Source organism: Gaetbulibacter sp. NE, from assembly GCF_025548475.1.
Classification (GTDB): Bacteria; Bacteroidota; Bacteroidia; order Flavobacteriales; family Flavobacteriaceae; genus Gaetbulibacter_B; species Gaetbulibacter_B jejuensis.
In genome coordinates, this window is the sequence record NZ_JAOQHY010000001.1 from 649860 (window position 1) to 674158 (window position 24299).

19 protein-coding genes are annotated in these 24299 nt (G+C 33.5%); 8 read left to right on the forward strand and 11 right to left on the reverse strand.

Annotated elements, in window-relative coordinates:
- Positions 1-39 precede the first annotated feature (39 nt).
- The 4 genes from mutY to gldD all read left to right on the forward strand — a co-directional run bounded on the left by mutY (position 40) and on the right by gldD (position 3520).
- The gene (mutY, locus tag OD803_RS03030) at positions 40-1086 is read left to right on the forward strand and encodes an A/G-specific adenine glycosylase (protein ID WP_262732307.1); all 1047 of its coding nucleotides are present in this window, start codon (positions 40-42) and stop codon (positions 1084-1086) included.
- 82 nt (positions 1087-1168) lie between these two features.
- The gene (locus tag OD803_RS03035; RefSeq protein WP_262732308.1) at positions 1169-1612 is read left to right on the forward strand and encodes a single-stranded DNA-binding protein; all 444 of its coding nucleotides are present in this window, start codon (positions 1169-1171) and stop codon (positions 1610-1612) included.
- A 25-nt stretch (positions 1613-1637) separates the two neighbouring features.
- The gene (locus tag OD803_RS03040; protein WP_262732309.1) at positions 1638-2945 is read left to right on the forward strand and encodes a gliding motility-associated protein GldE; all 1308 of its coding nucleotides are present in this window, start codon (positions 1638-1640) and stop codon (positions 2943-2945) included.
- Positions 2945-3520: a gliding motility lipoprotein GldD gene (gldD, locus tag OD803_RS03045; protein WP_262732310.1), complete on the forward strand. Its 576-nt coding sequence runs from the start codon at positions 2945-2947 to the stop codon at positions 3518-3520. The genes OD803_RS03040 and gldD overlap by 1 nt, the downstream gene beginning before the upstream one ends.
- 55 nt (positions 3521-3575) lie before the next feature.
- On the opposite strand, the gene OD803_RS03050 is transcribed toward gldD, so the two are convergent.
- From OD803_RS03050 to uvrC, 10 genes are all read right to left on the reverse strand, one after another.
- Positions 3576-5225 (reverse strand): DUF5017 domain-containing protein, encoded by a 1650-nt coding sequence (locus tag OD803_RS03050; RefSeq protein ID WP_262732311.1) that lies wholly within the window; start codon positions 5223-5225, stop codon positions 3576-3578.
- A gap of 12 nt (positions 5226-5237) precedes the next feature.
- Positions 5238-7802 (reverse strand): TonB-dependent receptor, encoded by a 2565-nt coding sequence (locus tag OD803_RS03055; RefSeq protein WP_131506217.1) that lies wholly within the window; start codon positions 7800-7802, stop codon positions 5238-5240.
- A gap of 163 nt (positions 7803-7965) precedes the next feature.
- Positions 7966-9588 carry a glucose-6-phosphate isomerase gene (gene pgi / locus OD803_RS03060; protein ID WP_262732312.1) on the reverse strand — a complete coding sequence of 541 codons (1623 nt, stop codon included), beginning with the start codon at positions 9586-9588 and terminating at the stop codon, positions 7966-7968.
- A 7-nt stretch (positions 9589-9595) separates the two neighbouring features.
- Positions 9596-10885, reverse strand: coding sequence for a peptidoglycan DD-metalloendopeptidase family protein (locus tag OD803_RS03065; protein ID WP_131506219.1), 1290 nt, complete (start codon positions 10883-10885; stop codon positions 9596-9598).
- A gap of 14 nt (positions 10886-10899) precedes the next feature.
- Positions 10900-11832, reverse strand: coding sequence for a tryptophan 2,3-dioxygenase family protein (locus OD803_RS03070; protein WP_131506220.1), 933 nt, complete (start codon positions 11830-11832; stop codon positions 10900-10902).
- A 4-nt stretch (positions 11833-11836) separates the two neighbouring features.
- Positions 11837-12616: a DUF3108 domain-containing protein gene (locus tag OD803_RS03075; protein ID WP_131506221.1), complete on the reverse strand. Its 780-nt coding sequence runs from the start codon at positions 12614-12616 to the stop codon at positions 11837-11839.
- A 149-nt stretch (positions 12617-12765) separates the two neighbouring features.
- Entirely contained in the window at positions 12766-13926 is a 1161-nt protein-coding gene (hppD, locus tag OD803_RS03080; RefSeq protein ID WP_131506222.1) for a 4-hydroxyphenylpyruvate dioxygenase, read from the reverse strand.
- Between the two features lie 126 nt (positions 13927-14052).
- Positions 14053-15210 (reverse strand): homogentisate 1,2-dioxygenase, encoded by a 1158-nt coding sequence (locus OD803_RS03085; protein WP_131506223.1) that lies wholly within the window; start codon positions 15208-15210, stop codon positions 14053-14055.
- A gap of 217 nt (positions 15211-15427) precedes the next feature.
- On the reverse strand, positions 15428-17665 hold the full coding sequence (locus tag OD803_RS03090) for a patatin-like phospholipase family protein (protein WP_262732313.1): 2238 nt from the start codon (positions 17663-17665) through the stop codon (positions 15428-15430).
- Positions 17665-19455: an excinuclease ABC subunit UvrC gene (gene uvrC, locus OD803_RS03095; protein ID WP_262732314.1), complete on the reverse strand. Its 1791-nt coding sequence runs from the start codon at positions 19453-19455 to the stop codon at positions 17665-17667. The genes OD803_RS03090 and uvrC overlap by 1 nt, the downstream gene beginning before the upstream one ends.
- Before the next feature lie 113 nt (positions 19456-19568).
- Here uvrC and OD803_RS03100 point away from each other — a divergent pair, with 113 nt between their 5' ends.
- The 4 genes from OD803_RS03100 to OD803_RS03115 are packed head-to-tail and all read left to right on the forward strand — an operon-like array spanning position 19569 to position 22407.
- Positions 19569-20012: an ATP-dependent zinc protease family protein gene (locus OD803_RS03100; RefSeq protein ID WP_129759583.1), complete on the forward strand. Its 444-nt coding sequence runs from the start codon at positions 19569-19571 to the stop codon at positions 20010-20012.
- The gene (gene rimK / locus OD803_RS03105; RefSeq protein WP_262732315.1) at positions 19990-20865 is read left to right on the forward strand and encodes a 30S ribosomal protein S6--L-glutamate ligase; all 876 of its coding nucleotides are present in this window, start codon (positions 19990-19992) and stop codon (positions 20863-20865) included. The genes OD803_RS03100 and rimK overlap by 23 nt, the downstream gene beginning before the upstream one ends.
- Positions 20862-21872 carry a succinylglutamate desuccinylase/aspartoacylase family protein gene (locus OD803_RS03110; protein ID WP_262732316.1) on the forward strand — a complete coding sequence of 337 codons (1011 nt, stop codon included), beginning with the start codon at positions 20862-20864 and terminating at the stop codon, positions 21870-21872. The genes rimK and OD803_RS03110 overlap by 4 nt, the downstream gene beginning before the upstream one ends.
- Complete coding sequence (locus OD803_RS03115) at positions 21841-22407, forward strand: 5-formyltetrahydrofolate cyclo-ligase (RefSeq protein WP_262732317.1); 567 nt, start codon at positions 21841-21843, stop codon at positions 22405-22407. The genes OD803_RS03110 and OD803_RS03115 overlap by 32 nt, the downstream gene beginning before the upstream one ends.
- A gap of 3 nt (positions 22408-22410) precedes the next feature.
- Here the strand turns inward: OD803_RS03115 and OD803_RS03120 are convergent, their stop codons facing one another.
- The gene (locus tag OD803_RS03120; RefSeq protein ID WP_262732318.1) at positions 22411-24297 is read right to left on the reverse strand and encodes a hypothetical protein; all 1887 of its coding nucleotides are present in this window, start codon (positions 24295-24297) and stop codon (positions 22411-22413) included.
- Positions 24298-24299: the final 2 nt, after the last annotated feature.

Genomic DNA, 24299 nt, shown 5'->3' on the forward strand with positions numbered 1-24299 from the left:
GTTGTAAAGATTTATTTTTGTCAATATTTAGAAATTTAAATGAATTTTAAAGAAATTTTAACTAATTGGTATTCAGTAAATAAGCGCGAACTTCCATGGCGAAAAACCAAAAACCCATATTACATTTGGTTATCGGAAATAATTTTGCAACAAACCCAAATTAAGCAAGGTTTACCATATTATGAAGCTTTTGTTACTAATTTTCCTACTATTTTCGACTTAGCTAATGCCAGTGAAGAAGAGGTTTTAAAACTATGGCAAGGTTTAGGTTACTACTCTAGAGCCAGAAACCTCCATTTCACTGCAAAATATATTGTAAACGAACTAAATGGGATTTTCCCTAACACATACAAGGAGCTACTTAAATTAAAAGGTATAGGAGATTATACTGCAAGTGCGATAGCTTCAATTTGTTTTAATGAACCTACTGCTGTTGTAGATGGTAACGTATATCGGTTTTTATCTAGACACTATGGTATTGGGACTCCAATAAACACTACCGAAGGCTTTAAAACTTTTAAGGCTTTGGCAACAGAGCTTATTGACACCAATAATCCTGCTGATTTTAACCAAGCCATAATGGAGTTTGGCGCTACACAATGTAAGCCTAAAAACCCTGAGTGTACTAGTTGTCCTTTTAACTCTAGTTGTGAAGCTTTAAAAAACGATACTATTTCTAAACTACCTGTTAAACTCAAGAAAACTAAAGTGAGTAAAAAACACTTTAACTTTTTGGTGTGTATCTCTTCTGATAAAAAAACTGTATTCAATAAACGAACAAGTAAAGGAATATGGAAAAACCTTTATCAATTTCCGTTAGTTGAAACTAAATCTAGTTTAAGTGTTGACGATTTTAAAACACATCCTTTGGTTAAAGATTTTTTTAGTGGTCAACGTTATGACTTTACATTATATAATGAGACTGAAATTACACATAAACTATCGCATCAACATTTACATACTAAATTTTGGATTATTGAAGTTGACACCTTGCCTAAAGAAGGAATTTATATTACTGAGTTACACAATTATCCTACTCCAGTTTTAATAAGTAACTTTTTAAACGATTTTAATTTTCCTGTTTAGTAAAGACTCATATTTTTTTATTACTTTTAAAAAAGTCATTTTAAAATGGCTAATTTTGCTAACTTAAATTTTAATTTTAATTATGTCTGGAACCTTAAATAAAGTAATGCTCATTGGGCATTTGGGAGATGAAGTAAAACTGCATTATTTTGAAGGTGGAAACTGTGTTGGTCGTTTTCCTTTGGCTACAAACGAAACCTACACCAACAAGCAAACTAACGAAAGGGTTACTAATACTGAATGGCATAATATAGTGGTTAGAAATAAAGCTGCTGAAATTTGCGAAAAATATTTAACCAAAGGTGATAGAATTTATGTTGAGGGTCGTATAAAAACTAGAAAGTGGCAAGACGATAAAGGCATGGATAGGTATTCAACCGAAATACAATGTACAGACTTTACGTTTTTAACTACTAAAAGCGAATCTCAACAAAATAGCCCTACACCTCAACCACAAAAACCACAATCAACTGCCAATAGTAGTTCTGAACCAATGGTTGATGATAATGATGATTTGCCATTTTAATTATGTTTAACCAAATTTTTTAGAATTGGACCCTGAACCCTCGAGTTTAATAATAACATTAATTTCAGTAAACCTTCCGTTAATTTCGGGAATTATTCTGCTTGTAGTTTTGCTAACTTGCTCTGCACTTATCTCTGGAGCTGAAGTTGCTTTTTTCTCTTTAACACGATCTGATATTGATACAGGTTTAGACGAAAAACCTAACACTTTCAATATAATTTCTAACCTTTTGGAACGCCCAAAAAAACTTTTGGCAACCATACTTGTTGCTAACAATTTTATAAACATTGGTATTGTAATCTTGTTTGCTTATTTAGGAGAAAGCTTATTTCATAGCATACAAGTCCCTTGGGTACGTTTTTTATTAGAAGTGGTGGTTATTACCTTTTTAATTTTACTATTTGGTGAAATTCTTCCTAAAATTTATGCGAGTAGAAATAGGGTAAAGTTTTCATCTTTTATGGCTGTTCCTTTGCGCTTTTTAGACGTTGTTTTTACACCTGTGAGTATGCCTATGCGTTTTATTACCATTACTATTCAAAATAGGCTTGGAAAACAAAAATCCAACATTAGTGTAGACCAGCTCTCACAAGCTCTAGAACTCACAAGCGAACAAGACACTACTACCGAAGAACATAAAATATTACAAGGAATCGTTTCTTTTGGAAATACCGACACCAAACAAGTTATGCGACCAAGAATGGATATTTTCGCGCTTAATTCTGAACAGAAATACTCCGAAATTATTCCAGAAATTGTAAAAAATGGGTATTCTAGAATCCCTGTTTACAAAGAAAGTATAGATACTGTTATTGGTATTTTATATGTAAAAGATTTATTGCCATTTATTGACCGAAAGCAGTTTGATTGGACTAGTTTGCTACGCGAACCATTTTTTGTTCCTGAGAATAAAAAACTAGATGATTTAATGGTTGAATTTCAAACTAAAAAAGTACATCTTGCAGTTGTGGTTGATGAGTATGGAGGCACATCAGGATTAGTCTCTTTAGAAGATGTTATTGAGGAAATAGTTGGAGATATTAGTGATGAGTTTGACGATGAAGACCTTATTTACACCATAATTGATGATAAAAACTTTTTGTTTGAAGGTAAAACACCTTTAAAGGATTTTTATAGAATTATTTCGTTAGAAGACGACTCAGACTTTGAAGAGTTTAAAGGAGAAGCTGAAACCGTTGCAGGCTTTGTCCTAGAGATTTCTGGTATATTTCCAAGAGTGAGAAGTAAAATAAATTTCAAAAACTACGTTTTTACTATTGAAGCTCTTGACAAAAAGAGAATAAAACAAGTAAAGTTTACAATATTAGATTAATGAAGAAGCTCATTTTACCTGTCTTAGCAAGTTTATGCATGTCTTGTGGCGACGATCCAGTACCAAAACCTAATGGTTATCTTCGTTTAGATTATCCTGTTGCTGAGTATAAGCGCACAAACACTATTCTTCCGTTTTCATTTGAAAAAAATACACTTTCTGATAGTATTTCTTCAATTAAAATTGACGAGAATAGAAATGCTTATGGTATTGATATAAACTATCCTTCAATGAAAGGAACTATCTATCTTACCTATAAAAAAGTTACCGAAGACAACTTAAACAATTTACTAAGAGATGCTCAAAGTTTAACTCTAAAACATGTTAGTAAAGCTGATGAAATCGTTGAACAGCCTTATGAGAATGAAAAGCAAAGCGTTTTTGGAATGTTTTACGAAGTTGGTGGTAATGCTGCATCGCAATCTCAGTTTTATGTTACTGATAGCATTAATCACTTTTTAACAGGGTCACTTTACTTTTATGCAAAACCTAATTACGACTCCATTTATCCTGCTGCTGTGTATTTAAAAAACGACATTAAGCACATAATGGAAACCATAAAATGGAGGCAATAAAATAAAAAAAACCGCTGAAGTATTTCAGCGGTTTTTTTTATAGTGATATATGTTATTATTCGTTCAATATCCACTCACCTCCTTCTTTGATAAGGCTTAAAGATTCAACTGCACCACTACCAACATATACATCATAGCTTAATACATATTTTTGACCTTCTTCAGCAGTAGGATCAATAACATTAGCTAATAAATCTGTTAATACAGTAAACATCATTTCATCACTCCAGCTAGTTCCACCACCAGTTCTGTTAAAGTTACCAAATGATGCTAAGTTACCTGCGGCAGCTTCAAACCCTTCTACTTCAGCATAATTTGTTGCTACGTAAGAGTAATCAGTTCCTGTTAATGTGTATTGAATTGTGTTATCAGGTAGCCACTCAGTACCATCATGTCCAAACTGTAAAGTTGTTTCGATAGTAGACTCGTGACCTGTCCAAACACCGTCAGTTACAGTGTAAAGGTTTCCTCTAATTTGCGCTCCAGTAGAACTAGAGAAATAGTCATAAATAATAAACATTTCTTCATCTTCTTGACCGTAAGGGAAAGTGATTTCCATAAACGCTGGCAAGTAGTTGTTTGGTGATACAGAACTACTAAAGTTATCGTATTGACCTGGTTGACCAGAACCTTCTCCCATTGCATCAAAATCATCAGAACTTAAATAGTATACACCTTCAACAGCTACCCAAGTACCTCCAGAATACATAAAGTATTCTCCTTTAGAGTTAGTGTCTCCTGTTGCACCAAGAGTTTTAATTTTTAAACTTGCAATTCTCCATCTAGCAGCATCACTATCAGTTGACTCATATCTAAATGCAACGTTAATTGTTTCTCCATCATAAGCTGAAAAATCATAATCTTCAGAAGAAGCCATATCACCTGTTGCTGGGTTAGCTAAAGTAATTTCATCCCAAGTTGCAGTTAAAACATCATCAGTATAATCAGTTGAAACTAAGATCTTGATTAAAGATGTATCTCCAGCGAAATCTAACTCTTGAGTAATTTGGAATTTCAAATCACTTTCTCCTGATAAATCAATTGAAGGCGATACTAACCACTCTTCATTAGCTATTTGAGTTCCAAAATATCCGTTACCTTGAACATATCCTGATTGAGAAGTCCAAACATCATCCGCTCCTGATTCTTCAGCAACAGTCCATCCTTCCATGCTTCCTGCAAAATTGTAAGCTACTAAGTCAGCTAAACCTACTTCAGGAGTTTCCGTATATTGATCGTATTTAGCTAAAACTATTTGTCCTTCAGTTGGACTAGCTATTTGAGCATCTAATATTGCAGGAATTTCGTTAGTAGCATTTACATTAGGATAGAAACCAAAAGCATCACTACCTGTTGTAGCATAATCAGAATTTGTGAATTCATAAATATCAGCTCCAGTAAAATCACTTACACCTTCAGCATTTCCAACATAAAGGTTGTACCCTACTACTACTGATGAACCATCTCCCCAAAATGGGTATAATCCTGCAAGGAAATCTGGTAACAATTCTCTAGCTTGGTCTTCAGAGTCGAAGCTACCAAAACCTAGTTCAAGATCTTCGTAATCATCATCTGTTAATGTGTATTCTGCATTTCCAACAACTGGGTTGTCAATTGCATCTATCTCATTATTGATGTCTTCCATAGGATTACATCCTACAAAGATGATTCCTACAATTGTTAATAAATAAACTATTCTTTTCATTGTTCTATTTTTTTAAAATTTAAGTTTTGCGCCTACACTAAATGTTCTTCCAAATCCGTAATAAACAAGTGCTGTTTGAGCATTAGAACCTGTTCCGTCTAAAGCATCAGCAATGTATTCAGTATCAAATACGTTGTTTATTCTCGCTGTTAAAGAAGCATCGAACTCTCCAAAAGAGAAACCGTGAGTTAATGCAGCATCAAAAACACCATACGCTGGAACTTCCCATGGATCTGGAGCACCTTCAGTACCTCTATCACTTGGGTCAAAATCAGCATATAAACGATCAAAATAATTATAATCTACTATTAATCTAGTATCAGCACCAAATTTATAGTTAATACCTAAAGCTAAAGTAGTTTGAGCAGCATCTCCTACAGGAGTATCTTCGATATATAAGTCTACTGTATCAACCACTTCTTGCTCTTCATTTAAGATTTGAACACCTGTTACATCTTCTTCCCATCTCCAGTCTCCTAAAGACGCCATACCAGTGATATCTAATTTATCAGTAGCTCTATATACAAAGTCTACTTCAATACCTTGGTGAACAGCGTTAATTCCTAAAATATTAGCAAACCCTGTTTCGTCTTCATTTAATTGGAAACCGATTGTCTCTGTTCTATCTCTCCAAGCCGTTCTGTATAAGTTAACATTTGCAGATAACTTATCACTTCTATATCCATATCCTAACTCAAAACTTAGAATTTTTTGGTTTTCAGCATCCTCATTAATTTCCTCATTGTTAAAGTTAGGGAATACAGCGTCAAAATCGGCAGCTTTTTCAAAGTATCCTAAGTTAACAAATACGTTGTGGTTATCAGTAAGTCTATAGTTAGCACCTCCTTTTGCTCCAAAACCGAAGAAGTTGTAACGATCAGTCTCTCTTAATGGATCGTCTGGAGTGTATAAGAAGTAATCTTTTCTTTTGTAAGAAGTGTTAGACGCGTTTAATGCAATAAATGTGTTGAATTTTTCATTAACGTCATACTCTAACTGAGCAAAAGCTCCAACCCAACCTACAAGACCATCGTTATAGTAAGAAATTTTATCACCTACTCTAGCAATTCCTGTTGGGTTGTTTACGTTATCTTCGTTGATAATGAATTGACCTCCTAATAAATCAGTTACTTCTCTAAAGTGAATACCTTTATAATTTCTAAAGTCTAAACCTCCTAAAAGTACTAAATCATCGTTAAGGTTAGTTTTTAATGTAGAAATAACTCCAAACCAGTTGTGGTCATTACGAGAAGCTCTTAATGCTGCAGTTGAACCGTTAGCTCCAAGAGCAATGTTTTCGTCAATTATTCTGTCGAAATCTAAAGGACCAAACTCTCCTATTCGATAGTCATCACTAGTAAATTTAGATCTACCATCTCCAGCAACTTCACCATCGCTACCAAGAGTTCCTCCTCCTCCTCCAGAGCCAAAAGAAACGTAAGCTGCAGTAGAAAGACTAGTGTTATCATTTATATCCCAATAGTGGTTTAAAGATATTTGTGGTTTGTGGTAAAAGTTATCTTCTATAAAAGCAACTTCTCCATTTTTGTAACCCCAATCAGAGTTGTATTTTTTACCTCTTTCGCTATCTCTATAAGTTGCAATTGTATGACGGTTTTGTCTTTGACCGTGACGTTGTTTAGCTCCAAAAGCTGTGAAAGATAATTTGTGTGCGTCATTAATTTGCTTAGATAAGTTAACAAAATAAGAAACAGCATTAAATTGAGTTCCATCTACATATCCTTCACCATCTGTTTTAGAAGCAGAAACTGTTGCAGCAAAACCGTTATCCATTAAACCAGTAGAATAAGTCACTCCAAATTTCTTGTAACCATCGTTACCTAAAGTTGTGTAAAAATTCCCACCAGCTTCAACATCAGTAGTTTTAGTTAAAATGTTGATAGTTCCACCAACAGAAGGCACAGCTACTCTTGCAGCTCCTAAACCTCTTTGTACTTGCATTGAGCTTGTAACATCAGACAAACCTGCCCAGTTACTCCAGTATACTTGACCATTCTCCATATCGTTTACTGGTACACCATTAATCATTACAGCTACGTTTTCAGACGTAAACCCACGTAAGTTAATACGACCGTCACCAAATCCACCACCAGACTTAGTTGCATATACACCTGGAGTAGATTTTAATACTTCAGGAAATTCTTGAGTTCCTAATTTTAACTCAATGTCAGCAGCCTTAACAGTAGATACAGCAACAGGTGTTTTTCTGTCTACTGCTACAGAAGCAATAATTTGTACTTCTTGTAAACCTACTTCGCTAGATTGTAAAATGATTTCACCTAAATCTTGATTACCATTAAAAGCAATAGTCTTTGTTGTGTAACCAACATAAGTAATAGTAATCTCACCCGAAGATGCTTTAGTTGTAATTGAAAATTCTCCATCAAAGTTTGTTGTTGTTCCGTTTGATGTTCCTTTCTCAATAACATTTGCTCCAGGTAATGGTTCATTCATGTCTGAACCAATAACTTTACCTGTAATAGTGCTTTGTGAAAAAGCAATTGTCGTAAAAAGCATTAGTACGACAATCGATAAAAATTGAGTAATTTTTTTCATACTGAATTATTAAAAAATTTGAATTAGTTTTTTGGCAAAATTACGCATTAAAGGAAATAATATATTACCTAAATGTTAAGAATTAAACCGATAGAAGTTACCTATAATATTGAGGTTATCAGTTATTAACGCCTTTAAACTATCAAGAACTTTTTAACAATTTTTATGTTAAATTTTTGTAGAATTTTAAAAGGTTAAGCGTAGATGCATCGTGTTTATTAACAATTTCTTTTTCGTCAATGTCTTTTAAAATTGCATTTGCTAGTTGCTTTCCAAGCTCTACACCAAACTGATCGTAGCTAAAAATGTTCCAAATTACACCTTGAACGAATATTTTATGCTCGTATAATGAAATTAGCTTTCCTAAGCTTTCAGGTGTTAATTGGTTTATTAAAATTGTAGTTGTAGGCTTGTTCCCTTCAAATATTTTAAAAGGCACTAATTTTTCAGGAGCACCTTCAGCAATTACTTGCTCTTTTGATTTACCATTTAACAAGGCTTCAGTTTGCGCAATAAAGTTAGATATTAACTTATCTTGATGGTCTTGATTACCGTGTAAAGATTTAGCAAAACCTATAAATTCTGCAGGAATTATTTTTGTACCTTGATGTATTAATTGAAAAAATGCGTGCTGCGAATTAGTTCCTGGTTCTCCCCAAATAATAGTTCCTGTTTGGTAGTTTACAGGTTCTCCGTTTCTGTCAATACTTTTTCCATTACTTTCCATTATACCTTGTTGCAAATAGGTAGCAAACTGGTTTAGGTATTGTGTATAAGGGATAATCGCTTCGGTTTCTACATTAAAAAAGTTATTGTACCACACACTTAGCAGACCTGCAATTACAGGTATGTTTTTATCAAAGTCTTCAGTCTTGAAATGCTCATCCATTTTATGAGCTCCTTGAAGCAGTTTATCAAAGTTTTCAAAACCAACCGATAAACTAATTGATAGTCCTACAGCACTCCAAAGCGAAAAACGACCACCTACCCAATTCCACATTGGGAAAATATTGTTTTCGTCAATACCAAAAGTTTTTACTTTTTCAATATTTGTAGATACAGCTACAAAATGTTTAGCAACAGCATTATTTGGTGCTTTTTCTAAAAACCATTTTCTAATAGTTGTTGCGTTAGAAAGCGTTTCTTGTGTGGTGAATGTTTTGGACACTATAACAAATAGTGTTGTTTCTGGATTTAAGTTTTTGATAACTTCATTAACATGATCTCCATCTACATTACTTACAAAATGCGTTGTTAAATGATTTTTATAATATGACAAAGAATCGACTACCATTGCAGGACCCAAATCGGAACCACCTATACCAATGTTTACAACATCAGTAAAACCTTTTCCTGTATATCCTTTTAATTCGGCATTAACAATTTTATTAGTGAAATCTTTAATCTTTTCTTTAACACTATAAATTTCTGGGATAACATTTTCTCCATCTACAAAAACCTCAGCTGTTTTTGGAGCCCTTAAAGCAGTATGAAGTACCGCTCTTCCTTCGGTTTCGTTAATGATATCGCCTTCAAAATATTTTGAAATAGCATCTTTTAAATCAACTTCATTAGCTAACTCTAGTAAAAGGTTTAGCGTTTCTTCAGTTATTCTGTTTTTAGAATAGTCTACATAAAAATCTTCCCATTTTACGGTCATTTTATTTGCTCTTTCTGCATCTTGAGCAAACCATTGCTTCATGTGAACATCTTTAACATTGTTAAAATGCTCTTCTAATTTTTTCCAAGATTTTGTAGTTGTAGGGTTGATTGTTTTTAGTGCCATTATATACTTATGATATTATATCGTCTTCTATTGCTAATTCGATTTCAGGTTCTTGTTCTTCAAATAGAATATTATCCAATTGGGTTCTTATTGGTTTTATGTATTCTAAATATCTAACCTTTAAGCTATCAGAAATTGGCTCAGCTTCAGGTAGTTTTTCTCTAAAAGGATCTACTTGTTTTCCGTTTTTCCAAAAACGATAACATACGTGTGGTCCTCCAGTATTACCTGTCATTCCTACCCAACCGATAACGTCGCCTTGCTTTACATAGTCGCCTACTTTAACTTTTCGTCTGCTCATGTGCAAGTATTGGGTAGAGTAGGTTGCATTATGCCTAATCTTAACATAATTACCATTTCCTCCTTTTCGTCTAGATTCAGTTACAGTACCATTTGCTGTTGCCATAATTTCAGTACCAACAGGAGCAGCAAAGTCTGTTCCTTTGTGAGGTCTAATTTTATAACCGTAATAGGCTATACGTCTTTTTAAATTATAGCGAGAAGACAATCTACCATACTTAACAGGCATTTTTAAAAAGGCTCTTCTTAGGTTTTTGGCTTCTTCGTTAAAGTAATCTTTAATACCTTTAGTAGAATCTGTTTCAAACTGAAATGCGTAAAAAGGCTCTTTGTTATGTTCAAAAAAGGCAGCTTTAATATTATGCACACCTGCATAAATACTGTCATCAATATACTTATCAGTATAAATTACTTTAAACCTGTCTCCTGGTTGTAAGCGTCTAAAATCAATAGTCCAAGCATATATTTCGTCAGCCATTTTAAATGCTAACCTAGGGCTTAAACCTTGCTCTTCTAAAGCTTCTGAAATATTGCTAGAAATAGTTCCTGTAGCAACTTTTTCGACATACTTTATTGGTTTTCGGCTAGTGTAAGCATGAATGGAATCGTGAAAATTCACAACCACATATTCTTCTTTATTAGGTTGATAAATAAAACACCTAGGCGTTTGTATAGAATCTTTAGCACATAACAAGGTGTAGGGTTTTCCTACCTGTAATTTTGTAATATCAAAAGTGTCTTTGGCTCTTTCGGCAATTTGAAAAATTTTAGGGTATCCTAAATTGTTTCTTTCTAAGATAACACCAAAACTATCTCCTGATTTTATGGTATCTCTTTTTACAATATAATCGTTAAGATTAAACCCAAACTCTTTAATTCCTTCAGGTTCAACAAAGGTTTGTAGCGGAGCTTCTTCAATTTTTTCTTTTTCATCATCCTTACATGATAAAATTGAAGTGAAAATTAAAAGTGCTATTAATAATTTTTTTGATTGCATTATTTTGATTGATTTTATACGTCCATTCCCCAATTATCCAATTCTTCTTTGGTCCAAAGTTCAGGAAAAAATATACGTCTTTGATATTTTGGGTGCATGTATTTTTTCCAATCGCTTCCTCCAGTAGCTTCGCCATCACCTGTGCCGCTTTCAATATAGTGTTTTGCAGCGTTGTAATGCGCCATAACCCATGTAACGTTTACAGTGTAATCGTAATGTCTCATTGCCTTAACAAGATCTTCATCTTTTTGATCTTTTTCAGGCAATTCTTTAAAACGCGTCCAAAGGTTTTTGGTATTATAACTTTCCATAAACCTTAAAAACTCATCTTTGTAGCGTTTTTCAAAATTAACTAAAAGTGTTGATTTTTTACCAGTTTTATAATCTTTACCTGCTGCTTGCCAATACAAATGCTCAAAAGCATGTGTGTAAGGTGTATTTCGATCAATAGAGGCTCTAAACCTATAGTCAATTAAATTTATCAATTCGGTTGAAGCAAATTCAACCAATCTGTATTGCGCACTTTGAAAACCACTCGCAGGTGTTAAAGTATATCTAAACTTCATGTACTGTTCTATTTCCATACCTTCTCTCATAATATTGAATGAGGTGGTAAGCATATCAAAATAACGACTTATACGCATTATTTTTCCTTCAAAGAACGTAGCATCTAATTCTTCTTTTTCGGCTACTTGCTGAATTTCCCACAAAATCATTTTAAAGATAAGCTCGTTAATTTGATGATAAGCAATAAACACCATTTCATCTGGTAACGTGGTACGTTGCGTTTGTAGGCTTAAAAGTGCATCGGTTTGAATATAATCCCAATAAGTAATGGGTTTACTGTACAAAAGACCATATAAATGGTCTTCGGTATCTTGATTTATGGCTTTGTACTTCTGTTGAAGTGCTTCTATTATTGTATCGTAATCTTGTTGGTTAGACATGGTATTAATCAAATTGTACTTGAAAGGAGTGCTTTAGTCCTTTAAAAGCTTCTAAGTCTGCTCTTAATGATCCTACAGCTAAATCTGCTTTAATTTTTAATGGTATTTTATTTTCGTCTGCACTTACCCAAAGCGTCAAACTTTCTTGTTCTTTAAACACTCGTCCTGCCATAACGTATGGTCTGAATATTAGTGTTTTTACTTTTCCAAATTCAGTATCTATAGTTTCTCTTCCTAGAAATTTCAATTTAAAATTGAAGTTTTCTTCATCAAAAAACATATTAAGAGAGACCATGTCTCCTTCTTTTATAGATTCGGTTTTATAGTTGTTACGTAAAAAATAAAACGCAGACACCATATCTTGTACATCTTGCTCTGTAGCAATTACTTTTTTGGTATTGTGTTTTTTATTTTCAACATGAGCTTGCCTTTTTTTATGGTCAAAGTCTATTTCAATATCTTTTGTGTGACCACCTTCATCTATTTTTCTTATAAATTTATATGGAAGTCCTGTTTGTTTATCAAAATAGCTTTCATAGCGATCTTTCACTTTAAAAAACCACTTTATAGCTCCAGTTGTCCATCCTTTACCAACTACATGGTATACTTGCTTACCATTGAGGGTAGTTTCATCTACTGTTAATGTTGCGTTACCAGCTTTTAAAAAGCCACTGTAACTCATTCTAAACTTAAACCATTCTCCATCTTGAAATGCAGTTTTCTCTTGAGCAAAAGACGTTTGCATAAAAGACAGGGCAACTATTATAAGTAGTAATTTTTTCATGATCTATACAAGATTGTAAATGTAACTTATTTGCTTACATTTTATTGTTATAAACTACAAATTACAATTACTGTTCCAAAAGTATTAAAACAAAAAAACTCCACAATATTTTAGCGGAGTTTTTTGATACTGCAATTGTTAAACATTTGTTATAATGTTCCGCGCTTTTCTTGCTCTCTTTCAATGGATTCGAACAAAGCTTTAAAGTTTCCTGCTCCAAAACCTCTTGCACCCATACGTTGAATAATTTCAAAGAATAACGTTGGTCTATCTTCTACTGGTTTTGTGAATATTTGTAATAGATAACCTTCTTCATCAGCATCAATCATGATACCTAAACTTTTTAACGTTTCGATATCTTCACGTAATTCATGACTAAATTCTTCTAAACGACCAGGAACCGCTCTGTAATACTCTTCTGGTGGAATAGATAAAAACTCAACACCTCTAGAACGCAACTGCGAAACTGTTGTTATGATATCATCTGTAGCTACAGCAATATGCTGAACACCTGGACCTTCATAAAAATCTAGATATTCTTCAATTTGCGAGCGTTTTTTTCCTTCAGCAGGTTCGTTTATTGGGAATTTAATGCGACCATTACCATTACTCATTACTTTACTCATTAAAGCAGAATATTCGGTGTGGATTTGCTTGTCATCAAAAGACAAGAAATTTACAAAGCCCATGACGTCTTCGTACCATTTTACCCAAGTATTCATTTCGCCCCAACCTACGTTACCAACCATGTGGTCAATATACTTTAAGCCAACTGGTTCTGGATTGTAATCAGATTCCCATTTCACAAACCCTGGCATAAACTGACCTTTATAGTTTTTACGTTCTACAAACATGTGAACGGTTTCGCCATATGTGTAAATACCTGCTCTTACAACTTCTCCAAACTCATCGGTTTCAACTGTTGGTTCCATGTAAGATTTTGCACCACGCGATGTGGTTTCTTCGTAAGCACTACGTGCATCTTCAACCCAAAGGGCAACTACTTTTACACCATCGCCATGTTTTACAATATGGTCGTTAATTGGGTGTTTTGAGTTTAATGGAGTGGTTAATACCAATCGTATTTTGTCCTGTTTTAAGACATAAGATACTGTGTCTTTACTTCCTGTTTCCAACCCTTTGTATGCGTAAGATTGAAACCCAAAAGCGGTTTTGTAAAAGTGTGCTGCTTGTTTGGCATTACCAACGTAAAATTCCACGTAGTCGGTTCCTAATAAAGGTAGAAAGTCTTCTGCGCCTTCAAATATTTTTTCCAGTCCGTAGTTTACTGATTCTATGTTTTTGCTCATTTTATTTATTTTTTAGCCCTGATTGAGGCAGTTTGTTGGAGCTCTTAAAAACTGTATCTCGACTGCGCTCGATAGGACAGTTTTTAAAGCGACTGCCGAAAGCAGGATTAGCTTCTTATTAATATGTTATTCTAACCAAGATTTAAAATAATCTTCGTCTGCTATTTTTAATGCGTCTTCGGTTACTTGTAAGGGTTTAAATGTATCAACCATTACTGCTAACTCGTCGGTTTTTATCTTACCAATGCTACGCTCTGTTGCTCCAGGATGTGGTCCATGCGGAATTCCTGCTGGATGCAGAGAAATATGTCCTGCGTCAATATCGTTTCGGCTCATGAAATCGCCATCTACGTAATACAATACCTCATCGCTATCTATATTGCTATGGTTGTAAGGTGCAGGAATTGCTTCTGGATGGTAATCGTACAGCCTTGGTACAAAACTGCATACCACAAAGGCATCGGTCTCGAAGGTTTGGTGTACTGGTGGTGGTTGGTGCACACGACCTGTTATAGGTTCGAAATCGTGAATTGAAAAGGCGTACGGATAATTGTAACCATCGTATCCAACAACATCAAAAGGATGAGTAGCATAAACCATATCAAAAATATCGCCTTGCTTTTTAACTTTCATTAAAAAGTCTCCTGTTTCGTTATGAGTTTCCAATTCTTGCGGTTGACGTAAATCGCGCTCACAAAATGGCGAATGCTCTAACAATTGCCCAAACCAGTTACGATACCGTTTTGGCGTGTAAATTGGACGACGAGACTCCACAATAAACAAACGGTTGTCTTCGGTATCGAAATCTATTTTATAGATGATTCCTCTTGGTACTAACAAATAGTCACCATATTTAAAATCGAGATTTCCTAAATGTGTTCGTAGTTTTCCGCTACCACGATGCACAAAAATAAGCTCGTCGGCATCGGTATTTTTGTAAAAATACTCTTTGGTAGATTGTTTTGGTGCTGCTAAAATAATACTACAATCGCTATTGGTTAACACCGTTTTTCGGCTTTCGAGATAATCGTTGATCTGTGGAATTTTAAATCCGTGAAGCCTATAGGATTGAATGTTATTTGCTTTGGCAATTTTAGGCGCTACACTGTATTGTTTTTTTATCTCTTTGACTTGTGTTGGCCTATGCTCGTGATACATATTGGTGGACATACCATCAAAACCGATGGTTCCAAATAATTGCTCGTAGTACAAGCTACCATCTGGTTTCCTAAACTGTGTATGTCGTTTATGTGGGATTTTCCCTAATTTATGATAAAAAGGCATTTTTTATATTTTAATGTTCTGATATTAAAAGTTTAAAGTTACAGAACAGTCGTTATTTAATTTATATAAAGATACAAAATATAAGATTTCTGTCTAAGCAGAAATTACAATAGAGCCTAATTATTCTGGGTTTCTCTTGATGAGAAAATGTAAGTGTAGTAATAAGTCTTCCCAAAATGGTTTCATGTCCTCAAATATCGAAAAATTTAAGCGATTATTAAAACCAAAACCCAATATTAAAGACCCAAATGCTTTTATTGTTCTCTGGAGACCATGTATACTTTGCTTCAAGCGGTCCTAAAAATGTTTCTACTGAATAACCTAAGGCATAACCACTGTAGTCAACCTTAGAAATCCATCCTCCAGACTCAAACAAACCATCTTCAATATTTGCATAGTTAGCAGCAGCTATTATATGGTGTTTTTTAAATAACTCATAGTCTAAGGTTATGGTTCCTTTTACAAAACTATTACCTGTTAAGGCAATGTTTTCATACCCATAGAATGAAATAAAATTATTGATAAAGTTATTACCATAACCACCGAGTGCAAAATCGAGTGTTTTGGTAGAGTCGTCACCAATTTTAAAGCCTCCTTGTGATAAAAGATTTACCGCAAACTTATCAGAAAAACTAAACGCATATCCTATATCAGCTTTAGCTATTGAGAATTCAGAAAACTCCTTGTTAAAGTTTGAAGCGTGTAAATACAAATGAAAATCGCCATTAAAATAAAATCCTTTCTTTGGAAAATACTTATTACTATATGTGTCTAGCTTAAGTCCTCCAAACAAACTTAAATAATCTGTGTTTTCAAAAATGACCTCATCATCATCGCTTTGAAAATCGTCGATTATCGTTTCCGATTTAATTCTTAAACGCTTATGCTCTGCTCCAACACTAAATGCAAAGTCTTTTCTGAAAAGGGTTTGTAAATAAAATTGATTGGTTTGATCCTGTAATTCTACATCTAGCTTGTTAATTCCTGTTAGGTCTTGCTCAGCATCATCTAGCAATAATTGTGCACTAATTCCCTTTTGAAATTGGTTAAATCTAGATCTTAAACCAATACTCCAGTAAAACCCTTTGTCAATAAAATATTCAAAATTATATCTAACATTATCTCCTAGAATAAAATCGAAAGAAGCTACATCGTTATCAAATAAAAATCGCTTTTTGGTAATGTTTACTAAAGCTGCACTTTTATAAAGATCGTCATAATGTAAACCCAGTTTTAAAAACGTAGTTGCTTTACTTTCTTTTAAGGTTGCATCTAAATCGTAACCATCAGAGTCTTTTGACTTTTTGAACTTGTATTGAAAGGCATCAAAATTATTGGTTGCAACCAAATTATTTACGCCACTATTAAAATCTTCATAGCTTACTTTAGAGTTTTGTTTTAATCTTAACTTTCCTAGCACATACGACCTCGTGTAGCGTTTATTACCATCAAAATTTACTGAATTAATAAGTATACTATCTGGTGATTTGACTGCTTTATACTGTACAGAGTTTTGATTTGTTTTTGCTAATGCTACAAGTTCATCAATCTTTTGACTTGCAGCATATTCACCATTTTCCACAATTTGACTTCCTTCACTAAACGAAATTACAGTAAAGTCTTTAATATCTGGTTTTATATAAACATCGGTTTTCTTTACTTTAGACTTCATGTCATTAATTGTCCTGTAATTATTGATTTGAAGTAATATATCAGGTGCTGAAGTCAACTCGTCTCTTGTCGCCAATCCATCTTGCACATCAACACCAATAATTATATCCATCCCTTTAGCTCTAAGCTCATCAATAGGATAATTGTTTACTACACCTCCATCAATAAGTAGTTGACCATCAATCTCAACAGGCTGAAATAAAGACGGAAACGCTCCACTTGCTGTAATAGCTTTAGCTAAATTTCCTTTATCTAGAATTACCTCCTTACCAGTTTCTACATCAGTAGCAATACAAAAAAACGGAATAGGTAACTTTTGAAAATCATCAACCTCACTCACATGTAGCGTTAAATAGGTTAATAAATTATATACATTTTGCCCTCTTGAAATTGCTGAAGGCAACTTAAGTTTAAATTTATCAAACGGTAAGCTCACTGCATATTTTTCGGCATTATCTCGCTCGTAAAATGTTTTTGCTTCTCGCGGAAGATTATCGCTAATAACATCATCAAAATTTAGAGTTCTAAAAATTGAATCTAATTGTTTTCCTGTATAACCAGACGCATATAATGATCCAATAATTGCTCCCATACTGGTTCCTGCAACATGGTCTACTTTAATACCTAAGCTATCAATAACCTTTAAAACACCTATGTGCGCAAACCCTTTTGCTCCACCACCACTTAGCACTAAACCTATTTTGGGCTTGGTTTCTTCTACGTTTTCTTGAGCATAAAGTGATATATTAAAAAATATCAGTGCTATTAATATTATATGCTTCATTAATTATGATAGTAATTATAAATTTTATCTGCTTTTGATTTACCTACTACATCTTCTAACTCATCTAGCTTTGCATTAGATACTCGACGAGCCGATTTAAATGTTTTTAAAAGCTCAACAACTGTTTTTTCTCCAATTCCTGGAATGGTTTCCAACTCAGTATTTAAAGCACTTTTGCTACGTTTGTTTCTGTGGTGTTCTATTCCAAAACGATGAGCTTCGTTACGTAATTGTTGAATGATTTTTAGGGTTTCACTTTTTTTATCTAAATATAAGGGAATTGGATCATCTGGATAAAATAATTCTTCTAAACGTTTTGCAATTCCGATGATTGCTATTTTTCCTCTCAATCCTAAAACATCCAAACTCTTTAAGGCAGAAGACAGTTGTCCTTTCCCTCCATCAATAACAATTAACTGTGGTAAAGGTTGATCTTCGTCAAGCAAACGCTTGTATCGCCTAAACACTACTTCTTCCATAGACGCAAAATCGTCTGGTCCTTCAACTGTTTTTATATTAAAATGCCTGTAATCTTTTTTACTTGGTTTACCATCTTTAAACACTACACAAGCTGCAACAGGATTGGTTCCTTGTATGTTTGAGTTATCAAAACACTCAATATGTCTAGGCTCTTCACTTAACCGCAAATCGGCTTTCATTTGTGCCATAATCCTATTGACATGTCTATCAGGATCGGTGATTTTTACCTGTTTAAAGCGTTCCATTCGGTAATATTTAGCATTTCGAAGAGATAGGTCTAAAATGTGCTTTTTATCTCCTAGCTTTGGAATTGTTGTTTTTATATGCTCACCAATATTCACCTTAAATGGCACATAAATTTCTTTTGACTTTGAATTAAAACGCTGTCTTAACTCGGTAATTGCCAATTCTAAAAGTTCAACATCAGTTTCTTGAAGTTTCTTTTTAATTTCTAATGTATGCGAACGAATAATTGACCCATAAGATAATTGTAAAAAATTGATATAACCATAAGATTCATCACTTACAATACTAAACACATCCACATTGCTAATTTTTGGATTGACTATAGTAGATTTTGACTGGTAGTTTTCTAAAACTTCAATTTTTTCTTTTATTTTCTGCGCTTCTTCAAACTGCATATCTTCGGCATAGTCTTTCAATTGCTGTTTAAACTGCGAAAGCGAATCTTTAAAATTTCCTTTAAGAATTTCTTTTATAGCATCAATGTTTGCGTGATACTCTGTTTCAGTCTCATAACCTTCACATGCACCTTTGCAATTTCCTAAATGGTATTCTAAGCACACTTTATATTTATTGGCATCAATCTTTTCCTGTGACAAATCATAATTGCAAGTTCTTAATTGAAAAAGCCCTTTTATAAGGTTAAGCAATGTAGAAACGGTCTTCATACTTGTATAAGGACCAAAGTACTCACTACCATCTTTTATGACTCTTCTGGTAGAAAATACTCTTGGAAAACGTTCATTCTTAATACAAATCCATGGGTAAGATTTGTCGTCTTTGAGCATAACATTGTAACGCGGTTGGTATTTTTTAATAAGATTATTCTCCAGCAACAACGCATCTGTTTCGGTATCAACAACAATATGCTTTATAGTTGCAATTTTTTTCACCAACACTCTAGTTTTACCATAATCGTGCTGTTTATTGAAGTAAGAGCTTACACGTTTCTTTAAGTTTTTGGCTTTACCTATGTACAAAATCTTGCCATCACTATCAAAATACTGATATACACCAGGTTGATTTGGTAGGGTTTTTAGCTGAATTTCTAGTGATGTATTGCTCATTACTTCAAAGGTAAATATTTTAATTTTTTAGCGTGAAAAATTTATGATTTTTAAAATTTTTTGAATTAACTTATTTACTACATTGCGCCACTTTTTTAAAACGTAAAAAACACATGACAAAACAAATTATTGGTAGAATTGACAGAGTAGATTTTCCTACGCTAGGTCTTTTTAGCATTGATGTTAAGATAGATACAGGTGCTTACACCTCTGCCATACATTGTTCAAAAATTATTGAAAAAGACAACAAACTTTTTTGCACATTTTACAGTGCTGGTCATCCTAATTTTAGCGGAAAAGAAGTTGTGTTTGACAGCTATACTCGTACTGACGTAAAAAGTAGCAATGGTTTTAAGGAAAATAGATTTAAAATAAAATCAACCATTATATTTTTTGGTAAAACGTATAAGATTAACTTAACTTTAAGCACTAGAGATGATATGAAATTTCCTGTACTCATTGGCAGACAGTTTTTGAGCAAGAAATTTCTTGTTGACGTTAATCAACAAAATGTATCATACAATACCAGCATCCATGAACATTGTCATTCTATCTAGAAATTCGCATTTGTATTCAACGCGTCGATTAATCGATGAAGGAGAAAAAAGAGGTCATATCGTTGAAGTTATTGACCCTTTAAAATGTGATATTATTATTGAAAAAGAAAAACCAACTATCTATTATAAAGATAGGTATTTGGATTATGTAGATGCTATCATTCCTCGAATTGGAACTTCGGTAACCTTTTATGGTTGTGCTGTGGTAAGACAGTTTGAAATGATGAATGTATTTACAACTGTAACCTCTGATGCCATTGTACGTTCAAGAGATAAGTTGCGCAGTTTACAACGCCTAAGTAAAGCTGGTGTTGGTATGCCAAAAACGGTTTTCACTAACTACTCTAGAGACGTTGAAGAAGTTATTGAACATGTTGGCGGAACACCTGTAATTATTAAACTTTTAGAAGGCACACAAGGTTTAGGAGTTGTTTTAGCTGAAACAAAAAATGCTGCCGAATCAGTGTTGGAAGCCTTTAATGGTTTACAAGCAAGAGTTATTGTTCAAGAGTTTATTAAAGAAGCAAAAGGAGCCGATTTAAGAGCTTTAGTTGTTGATGGACATGTGGTTGGTGCCATGAAACGCCAAGGTAAAGAAGGCGAATTTAGGTCTAATTTACATAGAGGCGGAACTGCTGAAGTAGTAAAACTAGACGATGCTGAACTACGATTAGCAATGCAAGCATCTCGCGCTTTAAAATTACCTGTTTGCGGTGTTGATATGCTGCAATCCGCTAGAGGACCATTGTTATTGGAAGTTAACTCTACCCCAGGACTTGAAGGCATTGAAGGTGCTACAGGGAGAAATATAGCAAAAGCTATTATTACTTATATAGAAAGAAACAGAACATGACCTACAAACAGAGGAAAGTAATAACAATTTTAGGACGCGATATTAAAGTTGGCGAAAGCTGCGAACTTAGTTTTGGTGTTGCTAATTTGCATACTTCCTCTAGTGTTGATGTTCCTGTAATTATTGAACGCTCTAAAAAACCTGGACCTGTGGTTTTATTTACTGCAGGCATTCATGGTGATGAAGTTAATGGCGTTGAAATTGTACGTCAAATTATAGCAAAAGGCATCAATAAACCTAAGTGCGGAACTATTGTGTGCTTACCTGTAATTAATGTGTTTGGGTTTATTAACCTCAACAGAGAGTTCCCTGACGGAAGAGATTTAAACCGCGTATTTCCAGGCACAAAAAAAGGCTCTTTAGCCAGTAGAGTTGCTAATAAATTAGTTACCGAAGTTATTCCTGATGTAGATGTTGTAGTCGACTTTCATACTGGAGGAGCAGGTCGTTTTAATGCACCTCAAATGCGTATTGTAAAAAACAATCCTGAGCTCGATTTACTAGCAAACATTTTTAATGCACCTTTTGTACTGTACTCAAAAAACATTAAAAAATCGTTTAGAAGCGTTTTGAGTAAACAAGGTAAACCTGTACTTCTGTTTGAAGGTGGAAAATCTAATCATATTGATAACAACATCACCAATACTGGTGTAAATGGAGCTAAACGCGTCTTAAATCATTTAGGTATGTTATCTACAAAATTTAAAGTGTCTAAACCTAAAAACAATCCTGTTTATATTTTAGACAGTCGTTGGCAACGTGCAAATATCTCAGGTATGTTTAGAGCTTCAGTTCAAATAAGTTCTGAAGTGACTAAAGGAGATGTTATTGGTAACATTACTGACCCTTATGGGAAATTCAACCACTTTGTGAGAGCTTCTTTTTCGGGTTATATTATTAATGTTAATGAATCTCCTATTGTATATCAAGGTGATGCCCTTTTTCATATTACCACTAAATTAAAACCCTCTTCAAGTGAAAAAAGCCACCTTAAGAGCAACTTATAAACAAAAACGCAACGCTTTAACACTAGATGATGTTGATGATTTGAGTCTTCAAATTGCAAATGCGTTACTTCAATTAGATATTTGGGACAAATCGTTTTATCATATTTTTTTATCTATTGAAGAACAAAAGGAAATCAATACCGATTTTATTTTAAATATCCTTTCCGGAAAGGATAAAAATATAGTAATTTCAAAAAGTGATTTCAACACGTATGAAATGACTCATTTTCTCTTAACTGATGCAACGGTTATTAAGAAAAACCATTACAATATACCAGAACCAGTTGATGGTATTGCAATTCCTTCAGAAAAAATAGATATTGTTTTTGTTCCGCTTTTAGCTTTTGATAAACAAGGTCATCGTGTAGGTTATGGCAAAGGATTTTATGATAAATTCTTGTCGCAATGCAACCCTGAAACACTGAAAATTGGACTGTCTTTTTTTGAAGCAGAAACCCAAATTGAAGACACTTTTGAAAGTGACGTAACTTTAGATTATTGCGTGACACCTAAAACTGTATATAAGTTTAGTTAGTGATTAATTTTCACAACTCTCACAATAGGTTGTTCTTAAATAACTATCTTCCAACAGCTGAAATGTAACTCCACCTTCACCATAAGGATTAAACAATTTACAATAGCGTGTTTTGTTCATGTTTAATGCATTTAGCATAATAGTTCTATAATCTGATGTTTGTGTAAGCTCAGGATTTATGATGGTTAAATTCAAATAGTAAAACAGCAAGTTTTCGTCAATATCAATGCTTTTTGCTTTTGGGCTTAAAAGTTCCACAGCCATATCAGTATTAGCGTAATAGCTAAAAAACTGCGCTAAACTTAGATAATCATAGTCTGATAAATGAAAATTTTTATAACTGTTTTTTATATACGAAACAGCTTTGTCCTTGTTGGCATAATCGCGTTTTCGCATTAAATTTTCGGCTTCAATAATATGATAATTCACCAACATTCTAGAGACTAAATCCTGATCAATACCATATGTTTTTAAAGCATTTATTTTGCTTTTAAGTCTATTTTTATCAATATCCATTACTTTATATCGCCACAACTTAAGCTCAATAGCCGCAATGTTATATTTTATACGTTTGTCTTTTGGCGACAGTTTTTCTAGCTGTTGCAATTCGTTATAAACAATTACAATTTGAGGTTCTTCCAACATATATTTCATTGCAGAATTTTTATTCAAAAATGTAAGGTATTTTAATTGATTTGGTACTTGAAGCTTACCTATATGATTTGGTGAAACTTCTTTATTCTTTAATTTTTCGAAAAGCGAATTTTGAATTTGCAATGCCTCATCAAGTTGGTCTTGGGTTAGTGCTGTATTAAACTTGTTTACAAGTTCTGTTCCACTCAAATCCTTGTACTTGTCCTTTTTTTCAAGTTCCAACTCCACTAAAGCTTTTCGATGGTTTTTTAAAATTGGTTCCATTTCAGCAGACAAACTACCAAAGAGTTTTGCTTTAATTTCTGATTTACTTAACTCTTTTAAATCGCTGTATTTGGTATTTTCAATAGCATTTAGAAATTCCACCCAATTCTCAGAAGACGAAATGTCATTTTTTATAGATGGTTTTTGAAACGATTGTAGTGCATTGGCAATACTTGCAGCACGCTGTTGCTGTAGCTCTATATTACGTTCCAAGCTACCTTCAACCGATGCATAAGCTTTTATTTTTATTGCTTTTATGTAATAATCGGTTAAGCGAAGTGAATCATAAATAGGTTTAATATCTTCAGGAGAGTATTCTGATTTATTCTTTTCAAAAGGAATTTTAAACTTTAAAGTTTTATTCTTTATAATATAAGCGTCCTTAGCATTGGCTTTTATCTGTTTTGCATTATAGGCTATAGAATCTAGGTACATTCCCATGTCCAATAAATCCCAAGGGTAAGATTCAAGATCATAAATTACATAATATTGACACAGGTTTTTATCACTTAAAAAAAGAATATTAAACTCCAGTTCTTTACTCATAAGGTTTGCAGGAATACGACCTACTAAAACCCTATACGACGTTTCACTGCTTTTTTTAAGACCTGCTTTTAGCTTTTTAGCATATACAGGTGGTAAAAGTGTTCCTTTAATTTGCACTTGTTCTATTGACGCTACACTACAAGCATAACGGTCTTTATCTACTATATCTATAGCAATTCCGTCGGTTATATTTGTAAAAAGAGCATTGAACCATTCTTTATCATTGGTTTCAAAAAACAGATTAGAGTTTTCACGTTTTATTGCAAACTTTGATTCTTTAGGTCTGTTTACAAAAGCCTGATTGAACTTTTGACAAACTTGTTGCTCGCCTTGATTAGGAAAATGTATTCCGAAATAATTTTGGGAGTGTAAAGTATTAATGCAATAAACGAATACAAAAAAACTTAGAAGATGCTTTAGCTTCATAA